This window comes from Streptomyces sp. AF1A, from assembly GCF_047340315.1.
GTDB lineage: Bacteria > Actinomycetota > Actinomycetes > Streptomycetales > Streptomycetaceae > Streptomyces.
On the sequence record NZ_JBLEBI010000168.1, the window covers coordinates 1 to 14,867 of the forward strand.

Annotated in this window: 14 protein-coding genes; 7 read left to right on the plus strand and 7 right to left on the minus strand. The window is 72.3% G+C overall.

Features of this window, described 5'->3' with window-relative positions; genetic code table 11:
• A partial coding sequence (locus ACLU3S_RS30025) for an inositol monophosphatase family protein (RefSeq protein WP_413955117.1) occupies positions 1-773 on the minus strand: 773 nt, incomplete at its 3' end.
• A gap of 113 nt (positions 774-886) precedes the next feature.
• Positions 887-2,701: a gamma-glutamyltransferase family protein gene (locus ACLU3S_RS30030; RefSeq protein WP_413955118.1), complete on the minus strand. Its 1,815-nt coding sequence runs from the start codon at positions 2,699-2,701 to the stop codon at positions 887-889.
• Positions 2,702-2,821: 120 nt separating this feature from the next.
• Here ACLU3S_RS30030 and ACLU3S_RS30035 point away from each other — a divergent pair, with 120 nt between their 5' ends.
• The 7 genes from ACLU3S_RS30035 (at position 2,822) to ACLU3S_RS30065 (ending at position 8,084) form a co-directional block, all read left to right on the plus strand.
• Positions 2,822-3,886, plus strand: a complete 1,065-nt coding sequence (locus ACLU3S_RS30035) for a biotin/lipoate A/B protein ligase family protein (RefSeq protein WP_413955119.1) — start codon at positions 2,822-2,824, stop codon at positions 3,884-3,886.
• Between the two features lie 236 nt (positions 3,887-4,122).
• The gene (locus ACLU3S_RS30040) at positions 4,123-4,629 is read left to right on the plus strand and encodes an SAV_915 family protein (protein WP_413955120.1); all 507 of its coding nucleotides are present in this window, start codon (positions 4,123-4,125) and stop codon (positions 4,627-4,629) included.
• Positions 4,626-4,916, plus strand: coding sequence for a DUF6317 family protein (locus ACLU3S_RS30045; protein ID WP_413955121.1), 291 nt, complete (start codon positions 4,626-4,628; stop codon positions 4,914-4,916). The genes ACLU3S_RS30040 and ACLU3S_RS30045 overlap by 4 nt, the downstream gene beginning before the upstream one ends.
• Before the next feature lie 6 nt (positions 4,917-4,922).
• Positions 4,923-6,206 carry a WXG100 family type VII secretion target gene (locus tag ACLU3S_RS30050; RefSeq protein ID WP_413955122.1) on the plus strand — a complete coding sequence of 428 codons (1,284 nt, stop codon included), beginning with the start codon at positions 4,923-4,925 and terminating at the stop codon, positions 6,204-6,206.
• A complete protein-coding gene (locus ACLU3S_RS30055; RefSeq protein WP_413955123.1) occupies positions 6,184-6,720 on the plus strand; it encodes a hypothetical protein in 537 nt (178 codons plus the stop codon). The genes ACLU3S_RS30050 and ACLU3S_RS30055 overlap by 23 nt, the downstream gene beginning before the upstream one ends.
• Positions 6,717-7,217 carry a hypothetical protein gene (locus tag ACLU3S_RS30060; protein ID WP_413955124.1) on the plus strand — a complete coding sequence of 167 codons (501 nt, stop codon included), beginning with the start codon at positions 6,717-6,719 and terminating at the stop codon, positions 7,215-7,217. The genes ACLU3S_RS30055 and ACLU3S_RS30060 overlap by 4 nt, the downstream gene beginning before the upstream one ends.
• A gap of 183 nt (positions 7,218-7,400) precedes the next feature.
• The gene (locus ACLU3S_RS30065; protein ID WP_413955125.1) at positions 7,401-8,084 is read left to right on the plus strand and encodes a hypothetical protein; all 684 of its coding nucleotides are present in this window, start codon (positions 7,401-7,403) and stop codon (positions 8,082-8,084) included.
• Positions 8,085-8,108: 24 nt separating this feature from the next.
• On the opposite strand, the gene ACLU3S_RS30070 is transcribed toward ACLU3S_RS30065, so the two are convergent.
• The 5 genes from ACLU3S_RS30070 to ACLU3S_RS30090 all read right to left on the minus strand — a co-directional run bounded on the left by ACLU3S_RS30070 (position 8,109) and on the right by ACLU3S_RS30090 (position 14,823).
• A complete protein-coding gene (locus ACLU3S_RS30070) occupies positions 8,109-9,635 on the minus strand; it encodes an NCS1 family nucleobase:cation symporter-1 (protein WP_413955126.1) in 1,527 nt (508 codons plus the stop codon).
• Positions 9,636-9,788: 153 nt separating this feature from the next.
• Positions 9,789-10,811 carry a TIGR03842 family LLM class F420-dependent oxidoreductase gene (locus ACLU3S_RS30075; protein ID WP_413955127.1) on the minus strand — a complete coding sequence of 341 codons (1,023 nt, stop codon included), beginning with the start codon at positions 10,809-10,811 and terminating at the stop codon, positions 9,789-9,791.
• An 11-nt stretch (positions 10,812-10,822) separates the two neighbouring features.
• Entirely contained in the window at positions 10,823-12,226 is a 1,404-nt protein-coding gene (gene hydA / locus ACLU3S_RS30080; protein ID WP_413955128.1) for a dihydropyrimidinase, read from the minus strand.
• A gap of 31 nt (positions 12,227-12,257) precedes the next feature.
• A complete protein-coding gene (locus tag ACLU3S_RS30085; RefSeq protein WP_413955129.1) occupies positions 12,258-13,100 on the minus strand; it encodes a nitrilase-related carbon-nitrogen hydrolase in 843 nt (280 codons plus the stop codon).
• A 154-nt stretch (positions 13,101-13,254) separates the two neighbouring features.
• On the minus strand, positions 13,255-14,823 hold the full coding sequence (locus ACLU3S_RS30090; RefSeq protein ID WP_413955130.1) for a PucR family transcriptional regulator: 1,569 nt from the start codon (positions 14,821-14,823) through the stop codon (positions 13,255-13,257).
• Positions 14,824-14,867 lie beyond the last annotated feature (44 nt).

Sequence of the window (14,867 nt, forward strand, 5' to 3'; positions counted from 1 at the left end):
GCGTTGCCGCCGGTCACGCGGAACGGCTCTCCCGACCGGGTGAGGTGCGCGCCGCCCGCCTCCTCGACCAGGAGCAGACCTGCCGCGTGGTCCCAGGCCGCCTCCCAGCTGAACGCGACGCCGTCCAGCTCGCCGCGGGCGACGGCGAGATACTCCAGACCGGCGGAGCCGCAGGGGCGCGGGGCGACGCCGTCGGTCCACAGGGCGCGCAGCGCGCGCTTCTGCTCGCCGGTGGTGAAGTCGGGGTGCGAGGTGGCGACGGTGAGATCGCGGCCGGGCCGCGGCGGGCCCGCGACCAGCCGCTCGCCGTCGAGGAAGGCGCCCCGGCCGCGGACGGCGGTGGCGAGCTGGTCGCGTGCCGCGGCGTAGGTCCAGGAGGCGAGCACGACGCCCCGGTGGGCGAGCGCGACCAGGGTGCAGAAGCCGTCGTCGCCGTGCACGAACTGGCGGGTGCCGTCGACCGGGTCGACGATCCAGACCGGGGCGTCGCCCTGGATCGCCTCGTACGTCGCCGGGTCGGCGTGCACCGCCTCCTCGCCCACCACCACGGAGCCGGGCAGCAGCGCGCCGAGCGACTCGGTGAGCCGCAGCTCGGCGAGGCGGTCGGCGTCCGTCACCAGGTCGTGCGGGCCGGTCTTCCGCTCCACCTCGTGCTCGGCGAGGCGCCGGAAGCGGGGGAGGATCTCGGCCGCGGCGGCCTTGCGGACCGCCTCTTCCACGTCGGGCGCACGGCGGGCGAGAAACTCGTCGATGGTTTCCGTCTCTTCGATCATGCGTCCATGAGAACACGCCCCGCTGACAACCCCCGCCGGCCCGGTGAACACCGGGTGGAACCGGGACGAAGAACAGGGCCGGGCCGGGCGGGCGCCGGGGGCGGCCGGAACCGTCAGCGGCCCACCGCGTACCCCTGCATGCCGCGCGGGTTGGCCGCCGCCGACACCACGCCCGTCTCCGGGTCCCGGGCCACCGCGCACAACCGGCCCTCGGACCAGGCGGGGCCGACGGTGACGTGGTGACCGCGCCGGCGCAGCTCCTCGACGACCTCCGGGTCGGTGCGGGACTCCACGGTCACACTGCCGGGGCGGCGCCCGCGCGGATAGAAGGAGCTGGGGAAGCTGTCGTTGTGCCAGTTCGGCGCGTCGATGGCGCCCTGGAGGTCGAGGCCGCCGCGGACCGGGGCGCGCAGCGCGGCGGCGAGGAAGAAGTGCAGCTGCCACTGGTCCTGCTGGTCACCGCCGGGCGTGCCGAACGCCATGACCGGCACCCCGTCGCGCAGGGCGAGCGACGGGGTGAGAGTGGTGCGAGGGCGGCGGCCCGGGGTGAGGGAGTTCGGCAGGCCCTCCTCCAGCCAGGTCATCTGCAGGCGCGTGCCGAGCGGGAAGCCCAGCTCGGGCACGACGGGGTTGGACTGGAGCCAGCCGCCGCTGGGCGTGGCCGCGATCATGTTGCCCCAGCGGTCGACCACGTCGAGGTGGCAGGTGTCGCCCCGGGTGGTGCCGTCGGCGGCCACCCGCGGTTCGCCGGGCAGCTCGGCGACGGTCGGCTCGCCCGCGCCCATCGCGTCGAAGCCGGCCTCACCGCTCTCCACGCGCGCGTAGGCCCGCGCGGGCAGCCGCGGGGCGCGTCCGCCAGGGCTGCCGGGGCGCAGCTCGTAGGAGGCCTTGGCGCCGATCAGGGCCCGCCGCCCGGCGTTGTAGCCGTCCGAGAGCAGCTCGGCGAGCGGCACCTCGGCGGCGTCGCCGTACCAGGCCTCGCGGTCGGCCATGGCCAGCTTGCAGCCCTCGATCAGCAGGTGGACGTACTCCGCGGAGCCGTACGCGGGAAGCTCGGGCGGGAGCAGCGCGAGCTGCTGGAGCAGGGCGGGGCCCTGGCTCCAGGGGCCGGCCTTGCACAGGGTCCAGCCGTTCCAGTCGTACGTCACCGGGTGCTCGTAGGTCGCGGACCAGCCGGCGAGGTCGGCCTCCGTGAGGGTGCCGGTGTGCCGTCGGCCGCTGGTGTCCAGGGTGGGCCGCCCCGACTGCCGCACCAGGGCCTCGGCGATGAAGCCGGAGCGCCACACCTCGCGCGCGGCGTCGATCCGGGCCTCCCGGTCACCGGCCCGCGCCGTCTCGGCGAGCAGCCGCTGCCAGGTGGCGGCGAGGGCTCGGTTGCGCAGCAGCTCACCGGGCCGGGGCGCCCTGCCGCCCGGCAGGTACACCTCGGCGGACGACGTCCACTCGGTCTCGAACAGCGCCCGCACGCTCTCCACCGTGGCGCCCACCTTCTCCACGGGTGCGTGCCCGTGCTCGGCATAGCCGATGGCGTACTTCAGGACGTCGTCGAGGGACTTGGTGCCATGGTCGCGCAGGAGCAGCAGCCAGGCGTCGAAGGCTCCCGGCACGGCGGCCGCGAGGGGTCCGGTGCCGGGGACGAGGTCCAGGCCGAGCCCCCGGTAGTGCGCGACCGTGGCGCCCGCGGGGGCCACGCCCTGCCCGCACAGCACGCGCACCTCGCCGCCCGCCGGGGCCAGCAGGATCGGCACCTCGCCCGCCGGACCGTTCAGGTGCGGCTCCACCACGTGCAGCACGAACGCGCCCGCCACGGCGGCGTCGAAGGCGTTGCCGCCGTCCTCCAGGACCGCCATCGCCGACTGGGACGCCAGCCAGTGGGTGGAGGACACCATGCCGAAAGTTCCCTGCAGGGTGGGCCGGGTGGTGAACACGGGCGGGCTCCTCGGCTCGGGTACGTCGTACGGGTGATCGTACGAAGGTGATCGCCGCCGGGGGAACACCACGGCGACCTGCGACGTTGATCCCGTGCGGCAGGAACGGAGGCCCAGGCAGTGCACGGTGAGTACAAGGTGCCCGGCGGCAAGCTCGTCGTCGTGGACGTGGACGTCGAGGACGGCGTGCTGCGGCACGTGCGCGTGGCGGGCGACTTCTTCCTGGAGCCCGACGAGGCGCTGGCCGCGGTGAACGGCGCGCTGGAAGGCGCGCCCGCGGACACCGACGCGGCGGGACTGGCCGCGCGGATCGAGGCGGCCCTGCCCGCGGGGACCGTGATGTACGGGCTGACCTCGGAGGGCGTGGCCATCGCGGTGCGCAGGGCGCTGGCGCACGCCACCGACTGGACCGACTACGACTGGCAGCTGATCCACGAGGACCCGCAGCCGCCGGCGCTGCACATGGCACTGGACGAGGTGCTGACCGCCGAGGTGGCCGCCGGCCGCCGGCCGCCGACGCTGCGGGTGTGGGAGTGGGGGGCGCCGGCGGTGATCATCGGCAGCTTCCAGTCCCTGCGCAACGAGGTGGACCCGGAGGGCGCCGCCCGGCACGGCATCGAGGTGGTGCGGCGGATCTCCGGTGGCGGCGCGATGTTCGTGGAGCCCGGCAACACCATCACCTACTCGCTGTCGGTGCCGGAGTCCCTCGTGCAGGGCCTGTCCTTCCAGGACAGCTACGCGTACCTCGACGACTGGGTGCTCGGCGCGCTCGCCGACATGGGCATACGGGCCTGGTACCAGCCGCTGAACGACATCGCCACCGAGCAGGGCAAGATCGCCGGCGCGGCCCAGAAGCGGATCGTCGGCCCGGACGGGGGCCCGGGCGCCGTGCTGCACCACGTGACCATGGCCTACGACATCGACGCCGACAAGATGACCGAGGTGCTGCGCATCGGACGGGAGAAGCTGTCCGACAAGGGCACGAGCAGCGCGAAGAAGCGGGTCGATCCGCTGCGGCGGCAGACGGGCCTGCCGCGCGAGGTGGTCATCCGGCGGATGATCGAGTCGTTCCGCGCGCGCTACGGCCTGGCGCCCGGCAAGATCACGGACGAGGAGCTGGCGCGGGCGCGGGAACTGGCGCGGACGAAGTTCACGGACCAGGAGTGGACGGCGCGGGTGCCGTAGCCGCCGGCCCTGGCCGGAAGCTGTGGTCCGGAAATGCCGCCGGCCCTGGCCGGAAGCAGTGGTCATGCGGTGGTTCAGGAACAGGTCAAGGACTGCTCTGCCGTATGCCAAGCCGTCGTATGGGTTCCGTGCACGTCCTGTTCCACGCCCCGACATAGCCGGATTTGCCCCGCCGCCCGCTGGCTAACGTGGTCGAGCCTTGTCGGCCACGCACTCACGGGGAAGAGGTGACGGCGGTGGGGGCGCCGATACGTTCACGCCTGCTCGACTTCGCGGAGCCGGATCCGCCACGGAGAGAACACCCGGAGCCGGCGCCCGAGCCGCGCCGCTCCGCGCTCCAGGACCTCGTGGAGGCCGCGCCGCCCCCGCGGGAGCCCTCGGACGACCGGCCGGGCCCCAAGCCGGGCGTGCCCGCGTACCACACGCCGGTGTGCGTACCGGCGCACCCCAGGTCCGTCGCGGGGACGGGGACGGACGGGCGAGCGGCGCGGGTGCCGTTCATCGTCCTGGAACTGTTCGAGCATCCGGCACACGGCAGGGTGGCCTTCGCGTTCACCTCGCCGCGCAAGCTGGCGGAGGCGCTCGGCGAGGCGCAGCCGTGGGTCGCGGCCTCGCTCGGCCCGCTGACCGAGGGCGTGAGCGAGCAGGGCGTCACCGTCCTGCTGGACCCCCGGCTCGGGCCGGTGGAACCCACCTGGCGGCCGGAGGACCTGGCCGCCTACGCGCGGGAGGTGCGCCGGTGAGCGACTTCAAGACGGTCTACGACGACCTCTCCACCATGGCGAGGACGTTCCACGAACAGGCGGACAACTACCGCAAGTTGCACCCCGATGTGGCGCCGCCCGTGGTCAGCGGCGGCGACGCCGGGCTGGACGCCGCGATCAAGGAGGTCGCGGACCTCATCGTCGCCCTGCACATCGGCATGGCCGACCGCATGGACGACCACGGGGACAAGGTCGCGTACGCGCGGGACTCCTTCCACCGGCACGACGTGGACGTCCACGGCGTCTTCGAAGACCTGATGGGATGAGAGCTGATGGGTGACAGCTGGGTCGGCGGCGACATCGGCGGACTGCGCACGATGGCCGAGACGTACAAGAACGCCAAGGACAAGCTCGACGACGTGGTCAAGCCGCTCAGCGGCTCCGTCGAGAAGCTGGTCGGCGACGCGAGCTGGAAGGGCGAGGCGGCCGAGACCTTCCGCGCCAAGTGGAGCGAGGACGCGCTGGCGGCCGGCGGCTTCGCCGAACTGGTGCACGCGGCGGGCGAGATCATCGAGACCCTGGCCAACGCGCTGTCCACGTGCGAGAAGTCGCTGCAGAACGCGCAGCACATCGCGGCTGGCAAGGGCGTGCCGACGGACGCCAAGGGCGCGCCGCTGCCGATCATGACGGCGAGTCCGCCGAGTGCGGACGACCAGAAGACCATCTCCGCGATGAACGACTACGCCACCGCGCGCAACGAGATCCTGCACACCGCCCAGCACGCGCGGCTGGTGGCGGCGCAGCAGTTGCAGGGGCTGTACGACAAGGTGACGTCGAAGGACGGCTCGGTGTCCCCGGGCGACAAGATCACGCTGTACGACGCCCTGCGCGGGCTGTACGCGTACGACGCCGAGGACGCCCGTGCCGGGGGTATCGAGGCCCGCAAGCACATCGACGCGGCCAAGGCCGAGGCACAGGCCGCCAAGAAGGAACTGCGCGCGGAGCGCAAGGCGTTCCAGAAGGCGGGCAAGGCGCTGCCCAAGGACCTGCCCGCCAAGAGCGCCTACCGCGACGCGGTCACCAAGGTCGACGCGCTGGAGGAGGACATCGCCCGCGCCGACAACGGCAGCACCAAACTGCCGTACGACCGTGCCCTGAACGTCAAGCTGGTCGACGCGGCCGATGCGCTGCGCCTGGGCAAGGGGGTGGAGGCGCTGCCGGAAGCCCTGAGGGAGCTTCCCGTGCTGGACGTCGCCGCGGCGGCGGCCTGCGGTCTGATCGAGGCGAAGGACGACCACGACAAGGGCTGGTCGTGGCAGCACTCCGTCATCGTCGACGGCGGGGCCGCCCTCGGCGGCCTGGCCGCCGGCGCGGCCATCACCGCGGCGCTGCCCGTCGAGGGTGCGGTCGCCGTGGCCGCGGTCGGTGCCGGCACCGTCATCGCCGCGACGTCCGTCATCGACCACGCCTTCCACGAGCACTGGAGCGAGGACATCCACGATCACGGGGTGGTCGGTGGTGTGTTGACCGGCAGCAAGCATGTCGCCACGGAGACCGTCGACGACGGAAAGCGACTGGTGAAGGATGTCTGGCATGGCGTCACAAGCATCTTCTGAGGCCCCGGCACCCGGGTACTCCGTACCGGTTCCCGCTCTGCCGAAGCTGGGCAGAACCTGGTACGAGCGCGGCGCGCTCTACTGGCTGTGCCGGGCGCGCACGGCCGTCTTCATCATCCTCGTCATGGGCCTGTTCGGTCTCTTCGCAGGGGGCCTGTACGCGGGGTTCCGCGAGGAGCTGCCGTCCGCGGTACGCGCTGTGTGGGACGCGGTGCAGGTCGTCGGGGCCTGCGGGGCGCTGGTGTGGGGCTGGGTGAAACAGCGCCGGGGCCACCGTGAGGCGCTTCTCAACCCCCCGGCCCCGGAAGAGACGCTCCGGGCCAAACGCGACCACGACGGACGGGTGCCGGGTCGCATCGCGATGGGCCGCCTCCTCGTGATCATCGCCGCTCCCGTCATGCCCGCCTTCGCCGGGTACCTCGCGGGCTGGCTGGCCGCCTGGGCCACCGTCCGCGAATACCCCAGTGAAGTCGGCGCCCGCCGCTGGCTCGAGGAACATCGCTCCGGGACATGACGACGGCCGGAACCGACCTGAAGATCCCATCCCTGCCGGGCCTCGGCACCACGTGGTACGAGCGCGGTCCGCGCTACTGGCTGCGCCGTACCCTCGGCGCCGTCCTGTGGCTTCTCGTCCTGGCCTTCTGCTGCTATGTCGCGCTCGTGCTCTACGGGAGCTTCCGCGGCGCCCTGCCGCCGACGGTCCGCACGGTGTGGGACGGGGTGCAGGTCGCGGCGTCCGTCGTGGCTCTGGCGTGGGGCTGGCGGGTCCAGCGGCGGGACCACCGCAGAAAGCTGCTCGATCCGCCCGCCCCCGACGAGTTCCGCGCCGCCAAGCGGGACGAGTCCCGCCGTTCCGTCCGGCTGGCCCTCGCGGGTCGCGTCCTCTGGCTGCTCGCGGCGCCCGTCATACCCGCCTTGGCCGCATGGGGTGCCGGCTGGTGCGCCGCGGCTTTCACCGTCCGCGAGTACCCGAGCGAGGTCGGCGCCCGCCGCCGGCTCGCTACCGGGTGAAGTCCGCGCCCGGCGCCGACTATCGGACAAAAGTCGACATAACGGCGAGGCCCGAACGTCGCGCCGTGACCGCCCGCACACGCTGCGAGTTTCCGCTTCCGTCGCGCAGGCCGGCGTGTGAGACTGTCGTCCTCGTCCACCATGCGGACCTTTCCGCACCCCCTCCCCCACGAGAAGTGCGCCGTGCGTTCACTGCCTCTGCCTCTCGCTCTCACCGCGCGACTCACGCCGGTCGCGGTTCTCGCCTGTGCCGGCTGGGCGCTGACGTCCGGCCCGGACGCGCAGCCCACGGCCGCCGGGCACCAGGCGGGCCGGCAGACGTCCGCCCAGTCCTCCTCCTCGTCCGCCGATCCGTCGTCGCCCGCGGCGGCGAAGTCGTACGCGACCGCGCCCACCCCCTGCACCAGCGTGCCCGTGGCCACCATCAAGTCGCTGGTGCCCGGGGCGAAGACGACCGGCAAGGAGATCCCGTCGACGGACCCCAAGCTGCGCCGCACCTGCTCCTGGAACGCGCTGAAGGGCTACGACTACCGCTGGCTCGACGTGTCGTTCGAGATCAGCTCCTCGGAGCAGGAGGCGAAGCAGGAGTACCAGCAGCGGGTGACCGAGAAGAGTGGCGGCGGGGCCGTGCCCGGGCTCGGGAACGAGGCCTACTCCGTGGTCAACCTGACCACCGAGGACAAGCAGCAGACGCGCGAGGGCGTGGTGATGGTGCGCGTCTCCAACGCGCTGGTGATCGTCACCTACAACGGCAGCGACTTCGAGACGAAGAAGGCGCCCGGTACGGACGAGATCAACACGGGCGCCATCAAGGCGGCGCGGGCCGCGGTCGGCGCGCTCGGGGGCGGGCAGTCGCAGTCCGGGTGACCGTGACCGCCCGCCCCCGCGTCCTCACGCCGTGGCCCGGCCGCGGCCGGTCAGCAGGGTGAGGGCCAGGTACAGCACGAACGAGGTGCCGAGGCCCACCGCCCAGCCGTAGTCGGCCAGCGAGGACAGGGCGGGGATGGGGCGGCCGTCGATCAGGGGCTTGAAGCTCGCCCCGCCGATCGCCAGGACGCCTCCGGCGAGGAACGCCGCCACCGCCCGCCAGTTCCAGCCGCCCGCGTACCAGTAGCGGCCGCCCGTGCGGTACAGGTCGGCGAGGTGGAGGCGGGTGCGCCGCAGGACCCAGTAGTCGGCGACGAGGATGCCCGCGACGGTGCCGAGCAGGCCGCCGACCAGACCGAGCCAGGTGAAGATGTAGCCCTGCGGGTCGGAGTACAGCTTCCACGGGAAGATCAGGACCGCGAGGACCGCGGTGATGAGCGCGCCGGTACGGAAACTCACCTTCCTGGGCGCGACGTTGGAGAAGTCGAAGGCCGGGGAGACCAGGTTGGCCGCGATGTTCACCGAGAGGGTGGCCACCAGGACCGTGACGAGGGCGTAGAGCAGGCCCACGACGTTGTCCGTCTTCGCCGCCAGCTGTACCGGGTCCCACACCGGCTTGCCGTAGACCGCCTGGGAGCCGGAGGTGACCAGGACGGACAGGAACGCGAACAGGGTCATCGTGGTCGGCAGGCCGAGGGCCTGGCCCCAGGTCTGGGCCTTCTGGCTCCGGCCGTAGCGGGTGAAGTCGGGGATGTTCAGCGACAGCGTCGACCAGAAGCCGATCATGCCCATCAGGGAGGGCCAGAAGAGCTTCCAGAAGCTCCCGCCCCAGCCGAGCTTCGACGGCTGGTCGAACAGCGGGCCGACGCCGCCCGCCTTGCTGCTCATCCACCACAGCATCACGAACGCGCCGACCAGCACGAAGGGCGCGGCCCAGTTCTCGAAGCGGCGGATGGTCTCCATGCCCCGGTGGATGATCGCCACCTGGAGCACCCAGAAGATGGCGAACGACAGCCACATGGTCCACGCGTAGCCGGCGATGTGCCCCGCGTTCGACCAGCTGTCGCCGATCAGCTTGCCGGCGAGGAAGTAGATGGCCTCGCCGCCGATCCAGGTCTGGATGCCGAACCAGCCGCACGCCACCAACGCCCGTACGACGGCGGGCAGGTTGGCGCCGCGCACGCCGAAGGAGGCGCGGGCGAAGACCGGGAAGGGGATGCCGTACTTGGGGCCGGCGTGCCCGGTGAGCAGCATCGGCACCAGCACGATCAGGTTGGCGAGGGCGATGGTGAACACCGCCTGCTTCCAGTCCATGCCCACGGCGATCAGGCCGGAGGCCAGCGTCCAGGAGGCCGTGTTGTGGGCCATGCCGACCCACAGCGCGGAGAAGTTGTACGTCGTCCACGTGCGCCTCTGGACGGGAACCGGCAGCAGGTCCGCGTTGGCGTAGCGGCCGCTGGGCTGCGGCGCACCAGGAGCGATCTCCACCCGGCCGTCGGGGAGGGTGACCTGGGCGGACGGCGGTATGGCCGTGGGAGCGGTGTCGGTCATGGGCAGGCCAATCAGATATGAGGTGGGTCGGGAGAGGCCGTGCGGGCACCAGCCCCTCCCCGCCGGGCGGGGAGGGGTGACCAGAGGCGGGGGGTTGGGAGGAACGGAGAGGGACGGAGAGGGACGAGGAGGGACGGGGATGGGGTGAGTGGGTCAGGCGTTGACGGCGGGGATCACCTTCGTGCCGTAGGCGTCGATGGTGGCCTCCTGCGCGTCGTGCATGTCGTACACCGCGAACTGGTCGACGCCCAGGGCGCGCAGTGCGGTCAGTTTCTCGATGTGCTTCTCGGCCGGTCCGATGACGCAGAACCGGTCCACGATCTCGTCCGGCACGAACTGGGTGTCAGGGTTGCCGCTGCGCCCGTGGTGGGCGTAGTCGTAGCCCTGCCGCGCCTTGATGTAGTCGGTGAGTTCCTCGGGGACCTGGGCGGAGTGCTCGCCGTACTTGGCGACCAGGTCGGCGACGTGGTTGCCGACCATGCCACCGAACCAGCGGCACTGCTCGCGGGCGTGCGCGAGTGCCTCGGGCGAGTCGTCCTCGGTGACGTACGCGGGGGCCGCCACGCAGACGGTGACCTCGGCGGGGTCGCGTCCGGCTGCCGCGGCCGCGTCCCTGACGGCCTTCACCATGTACTCGGTGAGATAGAGGTCGGCCAGCTGCAGGATGAACCCGTCGGCCTCCTCACCGGCCATCTTCAGCGCCTTCGGCCCGTACGCGGCCATCCACACGGGCAGTTGGGCGCCCGGCTTGACCCACGGGAACTTCACGACCGCGCCGCCGCCGAGGTCGGCGGACTCCCCGCGGGCGAGCGCCCGGATGACCCTCATCGCCTCGCTGATCCGGGCCAGGGTGTTGGGCTTGCGGCCCGCGACCCGCATCGCGGAGTCGCCGCGGCCGATGCCGCAGACGGTGCGGTTGCCGAACATGTCGTTGAGGGTGGCGAAGGTGGAGGCGGTGACCTCCCAGGTGCGGGTGCCCGGGTTGGTGACCATCGGGCCGACCTTCAGCTTCGTGGTGTTGGCGAGGATCTGGCTGTAGATGACGAACGGCTCCTGCCACAGCACGGCGGAGTCGAAGGTCCAGCCGTACCGGAAGCCGTTGCGCTCCGCCCGCTTCATCAGGCTGATGACGCGGGAGGCCGGCGGGTCGGTCTGCAGGACGAGTCCGAAGTCCATGTGCGCCACTCCTAGTTGAGGTACTGACACGTGGAGCGCGGGGTGAAGACGCCGTGGCCGGCGTGCCCGGTGTACTCCCGCTGGTGGATCACGAGTTCGCCGCGGGAGAGGACCGTCTCGACCCGGCCGGTGACCCGCTTGCCCTCGTACGCCGAGTAGTCGACGTTCATGTGGTGCGTCTCGGCGGACATCACCTGCTCGGCGTGCGGGTCGTAGATCACGACGTCGGCGTCGGCGCCCGGGGCGATGGTGCCCTTCTTCGGATAGAGGCCGAACATCCGCGCCGGGGTGGCGCAGGCGATCTCGATCCAGCGGCGGCGTGAGATGTGCCCGTCGACGACGGCCTGGTGGAGCAGGTCCATGCGGTTCTCCACGCCCGGCAGGCCGTTGGGAATCCTGGAGAAGTCCCCGCGGCCCAGCTCCTTCTGGCCGGAGAAGCAGAAGGGGCAGTGGTCGGTGGAGACGACCTGCAGGTCGTTGGTGCGCAGGCCCTGCCAGAGCTTCGCCTGGTGCTCCCGGGGCCTGAGCGGCGTGGAGCACACGTACTTGGCGCCCTCGAAGTCCGGCTCGGCGAGGTTGTCGGTGGACAGGAACAGGTACTGCGGGCAGGTCTCGCCGAAGACGTTCAGGCCGTCGTCCCGGGCCCGCGCCAGTTCGGCCACCGCTTCCATGGCCGAGACGTGCACGACGTACAGCGGGGCGCCGGCGACCTGGGCGAGCCGGATGGCGCGGTGCGTGGCCTCGGCCTCCAGCAGGGCCTTGCGGACCTCGCCGTGGTAGCGCGGGTCGGTCTCGCCCCGGGCGAGGGCCTGTTCGACCAGGACGTCGATGGCGATGCCGTTCTCGGCGTGCATCATGATCAGCCCGCCGTTGTCGGCGGCGCGCTGCATGGCGCGCAGGATCTGCCCGTCGTCCGAGTAGAAGACGCCCGGGTAGGCCATGAACTGCTTGAAGGACGTCACCCCCTCCTCGACGAGCAGGTCCATCTCCTTGAGGGTCTCCTGGTTCACGTCGGAGACGATCATGTGGAAGGCGTAGTCGATCGCGCAGTTGCCCTCGGCCTTGGCGTGCCAGGCGTCCAGGCCGTCGCGCAGGGAGCCGCCGACGCTCTGGATGGCGAAGTCCACGATCGTGGTCGTACCGCCCCAGGCGGCGGCGCGGGTGCCGGTCTCGAAGGTGTCGGCGGCGGTAGTGCCGCCGAACGGCATCTCCATGTGGGTGTGGCCGTCGACGCCGCCCGGGATGACGTACTTGCCGGTGGCGTCGACCACCCGCTCGGCGGTGAACGCCTCGGCCGCGGGCGTGCCGGAGGCGGCGAGGGCGGCGATGCGGCCGTCCTCGATCAGGACGTCGGCGTGGATCTCGTCGGACGCGGTGATGACGAGACCACCGCGGATGACGGTACGGCTGCTCATGGTCCCTCTCCTCCCGGGGTGGGCGATGCGGTCAGGGAGCGGTCAGCGGCGTGTACGCGCCCGGGGCCCGGTCGCGGTAGAACTGCCAGCGGTCGCGGACCTCGCGCAGCTTCGCCAGGTCCAGGTCGCGGACGACGAGTTCGCTCTCCTTGTCGCTCGCGACCTCGCCGACGAACTGGGCCTCGGGGTCCACGAAGTAGGTGGTGCCGTAGAAGTCGTTGTCGCCCAGCTCCTCCACACCGACCCGGTTGATCGCGCCGACGAAGTACTCGTTGGCGACGGCCGCCGCCGGCTGCTCCAGCTGCCACAGGTAGCGGGACAGGCCGCGGGAGGTGGCCGAGGGGTTGAAGACGATCTCGGCACCCGCGAGGCCCAGCGCCCGCCAGCCCTCCGGGAAGTGGCGGTCGTAGCAGATGTACACGCCGATGCGCCCGGCGGCCGTGTCGAACACGGGCCAGCCGCTGTTGCCGGGGCGGAAGTAGAACTTCTCCCAGAACCCCTGCACCTGGGGGATGTGCGTCTTGCGGTACTTGCCGAGGTAGGAGCCGTCCGCGTCGATCACGGCGGCGGTGTTGTACAGGACGCCGGGCTGCTCCTCCTCGTACATCGGCAGGACGAGGACGATGCCCAGCTCGCGGGCGAGGGACTGGAAGCGCCGGACGGTCGGGCCCTCGGGAATGCGCTCGGCGTACTCGTAGAACGCCTTGTCCTGGACCTGGCAGAAGTAGGGGCCGTAGAACAGCTCCTGGAAGCAGAGGACTTGGGCGCCCTGCGCTGCCGCGTCGCGGACCGCCTGCTCGTGGACCTGGATCATGGACTCCTTGTCGCCGGTCCAGGCGGTCTGGAAGAGGGCGGCACGGATCACTCGGCTCATCGGGACCTCCGGTAGCTCGGTGTGCGGCGAGCCTAGGAAGCCGGGGCGGCCGGTTCGACGGGCAGCGTGTCACGTCTGCGGGCGTGGGGCGTGTCACCGTGTCACGTCTTCGTGGGCCCATGTTTCACCGCCGTTTCGCAGGCCGTACCAGGTTTCACCGGAGTTGCGCGTCGTGCGCGAGGAGCGCGATGTGCACGGAGGCCGCCTGTTCGAAGTCGTCCAGGTCGACGCCGAGGCGGGCCTGTATCGCCTCCAGCCGGCGGTAGAGCGCGGGCCGGGAGACGTGGTGGAGCTGGGCGGTGCGGGACTTGTTGCGGCCGGTGGCCAGGTAGGTCCGCAGGACGTTCAGCAGCTCCGGTTCGGCCGTGCTCAGCAGCCCGTCCAGCTCCCGCTCCGCGAAGGACTGCACATGCGGGTCGTCGCGCAGCAGCCGGATCAGGCCGCGCAGATGCACGTCCTTCAGGCGTACGACGGCCGGGAGGTCGAGGGCGGCGGCGGAGCCGGCGACGGCGTCGGCGACGTGCCGGGCCTCGCGCAGCCCGGCGGGCACGTCGTCCCACCCGGTGCGGGCGTCGGCGGCGGCGACCACGGCCGGTTCCCCGGCGCGCAGCCGGGTGGCGAAGTGCGCGGTGAGCGCGTCGGCGTCCTGGTCGCGGGGGAGGCTGAGCAGGACGGCGGCCGCGCCGTCGGCGAGCTCCGCGACCAGCCCGGACAGCCCCAGCAGGCGCAGCACCCGGTCGAGTTCGTCCGGGGCGCGGTCGAGGACGACGAGCGGCACGAAGGTGCGCCGGTTGACCGGCAGCCCGGCCGCACGAGCCCGGGGCAGCAGCCGGCACGCCGGTACGACGCCGGAGACCAGGTCGGTCAGCAGGCTCTGCGCGGACTCCTCCTCCCAGGAGTGCGCGGAGCCGCCGCCGAGCATGCGGTGCAGCACGAGGGCCTCGGCGGCCCGGGCGGCGAGCAGCCGCCCGGTGGCCGTGTCGCCGCGGTAGCCGCACAGCAGCAGCCGCCCCCAGCGCTCCCCTCGGCCGCCGAGTTCGGCGCTGATCCACTCGTCGCCCGCCCCCGCCCCGGCCTGCCGGGCGACCCGCTCCCAGTCGCGCAGCACGTCGTCCACCGCGGAGCGCTCCCCCGCCGTGGCGAGGACGCGGTGGGCGAGGTTGGTGACGACGACCGGGCAGCCGCTGTGCCGGGCGACCTCGTCGAGCAGCCGCACCAGCGGCGCACCGGCCGTGATCAGCGCCGTGAGCGCGCTGCGGACGCTCTCCGAGAGGCTGACGGCGGCGAACTTGCGCCGCACCAGCCTGCTCTGGACCTCCTCGGTCAGCTCGGCGAACGGGAAGGGCCGGTGCAGCACGACCATGGGCAGCCCGCACCGCTCGGCGGCCCGGCGCATCACCTCGGGCGGCGCGGGAAAGGCCCGTCCGAGGCCGAGGACCACGGCGGCGGCCTCGGCGCGGTGCAGGGACTGGATGTACTCGACCTGCTTGGCCTCGTCACCGGCGAGGAGCACGCCGGTGGTGAGCACCATCTCGCCGCCGCTGAGCATCACCCCGACGTCGGCCGCCTCGGCGACGTGCACCCAGCGCACCGGGCGGTCGAGCTGGGCGGCGCCGGCCACCACCTCGGGCTCCCCGGCGAGCACCCGCTCCAGGGTGAGCACCTGGCGGACGGACAGGGCGGGTTCGGAGCCCGGGGGCGGGATCGCCGAGGTTATGGTCATGGCCGTGTCCCTTGGTCGGTCGTTGCTGAGCGCTCCGCTGACTG